This is a genomic window from Paramagnetospirillum caucaseum (assembly GCF_000342045.1).
GTDB classification, from domain to species: Bacteria; Pseudomonadota; Alphaproteobacteria; order Rhodospirillales; family Magnetospirillaceae; genus Phaeospirillum; species Phaeospirillum caucaseum.
The window spans coordinates 1-2,468 of sequence record NZ_AONQ01000148.1 but is presented as its reverse complement, the minus strand read 5'-3'; the positions used below and the strand labels follow the sequence as shown (position 1 = coordinate 2,468).

Sequence of the window (2,468 nt, the reverse complement as noted above, 5' to 3'; positions counted from 1 at the left end):
AGCATTCTGCTGGATCGATTTAATTCCACTCAAAAATTGAACAACATCTTTTCTAATTAGTTCTGATTGCTTCGAAACGTCCCCCGCTGCCTGAAGCACCTGGGAGGCTGCTGCCCCTGTTTGACTTGCCCCCGAGGACACATCTGCAATATTTTTGTTAACATCGTTTACCGCTTTAGAAGCCTCATGGACATTGCGGCTAATCTCACTTGTGGCCGCACTTTGCTCTTCAACAGCAGATGCAATGGCGGTTGAAATGCCATTTATCTCACGAATAGTGCCTCCAATTGATCTGATTGCCTCGACGGAAGCACTTGTTGCCTCTTGTATTGAACGAATTTGTTCACCGATATCAGCGGTTGCTTTAACAGTTTGGTATGCGAGGTTTTTCACCTCGTTAGCAACCACTGTAAAGCCCTTACCAGCTTCTCCAGCCCTGGCCGCCTCGATAGTAGCGTTGAGTGCCAGCAGATTGGTCTGGCTTGCTATGTTTTCAATCAGAGCGGCTACAGTTCCAATTTTGTTTGCTGCCTCTGACAGCCCCATGACAATTCCATCGGTCCCCTCAGCCTCCTGGACCGCATTTGCGGATATGGTCGCAGACTGACTAACTTGCCGTGTGATTTCGGACACCGAAGCAGCAAGTTCCTCTACGGCCGATGCAACAGTTTGGATGTTAACGCTGGTCTCTTCCGATGCCGCTGCAACCGCAGTTGATCTGCTAGTCGTATCACCTGCTACACGAGCCATTTCGTTAGCTGTGGCAACCAACTCCGTTGAAGATGATGCAAGTACCCCTACAAACTGAGAAATCCTCTCGTCAAATTCAGTGGTTAGCTGCTCACGCCGCAAAATCCTTGTTTCTCTAAAGGCACCCTCTGCAATTTGCCTTGCTTGCATTGTGTCATTGGATAGCAAAGCTCCGCGAAACACCATGATGACCCGAGCCATCTCCCCAATTTCATCCTCACGTTCGAGGCAGGGAACCGCTGTATTTTTTTCTCCTGACGCAATTTTTGAAATTGTGGCCGTCAATGCAGTAAACGGTGTGACCACGCTACGAATAATTAGAGCAGTTGCAATAATTCCCCCAACCATCAACAGAACCATCGCCGCTGAAATTAGATACAAATCACTCTGAGCTTTTAACCGGATTGATGAAGCCATAAACATTAGGTCATTGGCAGCGGCATTTTCCGCCTTTTTAAGAACTTCAATTCTGGCTGTGGCAGCAGAAAACCAACTTTGCGGGTCAATGCTACCTTGATTCATATTAATAGCGGCAGAATCTCGAATTTTTTCATAATCGCTTGCGATTCGACCGCTTATCATGTCCATAAATTCTTGTTTTTTTGCCTGAGAAACAAGGTTTTTATAGGTGTTAAAATATGCAGCTTGCTGAGCAGACCTATCAACAAATCGTTTGTATCTCCACGATGGGAATGCCTCGGAGAATCCAACGGTACCAATTGCACGTTCCTGTCCCGCACGTTCTTTGCCTTGCGTGAGGGAAAGGTAAGCATTCAGTTGGTTTGAAACTTTTGCACTCTCAAGACTTTGGGCAACGTCCGACAAATTATTAAGGAGCCGAACTATCAAGGACGAATATTCGTCAACGATATCCGCCTGTTTTTTGGTGGCACTATCTACGCTAGTGCGAATTTCATCAAGCTTATCAAGTGCGTTAGTGCCGTTGCCAATTTGGTTGGTTGAGACAATTTTTCTCAACCTATCAACCTCGATACGGCGAGAATTTAGGTTTGAACGCTGAGCATTGTTTCCGCCAATAACAAGGGCAGTTACACCTCTCTCTCCCTGTAACTCGTGAACAAGATTCCCAACATTAACGGCGTAATCAGCGAGTGCCTCAACACGCTTCATTTCACTAACAACATCCAGCTTACCGGATATAAGAAAAAATGTTACGGCAAACGCCAAAATGCTTGGAATCAATGCGGCCATTAAGATGCGGTTTTTAACCTTAAACCTACACAGAAAGATATCGACAGACTCTAAGATACCAGTCGTGCGACGCTGCTTTGCAGCACCATGCTGACGGTAAAGGGTGGAAAGCTGAAGGTCTTTGCCAACAACATGATCAAAAAACCATTTGGTAAGATACGAAACAACCGCCTCAACCGCAGGTCCAGAATTATCGTTTGAAAGCAAACCTCTGAACTTTTCAATCTGCCCAATAGCCTCGCTGTGTTCTTTTGCGTGCTCATCTAGCTGATCAAATGAGAACTTTTTCAGAATAGCTTCTTCTCTGGATGCATGCCTTCTGAATTGAATTAAAAACTCATCCAGTATGCTGAGTATTCTATTTTCATCAGAATTTATGCAGCCAGTAAGCTGGTTTATAAATTCCATGAGGCCACGGTGGTCTGCATCAATGAAGTCAACACCCGTCTCGTACGTGGCGTGCCATTCCATTCTCATGATATCCCAGCCTCACATTAAATTATATC

At 45.5% G+C, this 2,468-nt stretch carries 1 protein-coding gene; it reads right to left on the bottom strand.

From position 1 onward, the window contains the following. Positions 1-2,433: nitrate- and nitrite sensing domain-containing protein (locus tag H261_RS25235; RefSeq protein WP_161625066.1), on the bottom strand; the 2,433-nt coding region annotated here is incomplete at its 3' end. Between the last annotated feature and the right edge of the window lie 35 nt (positions 2,434-2,468).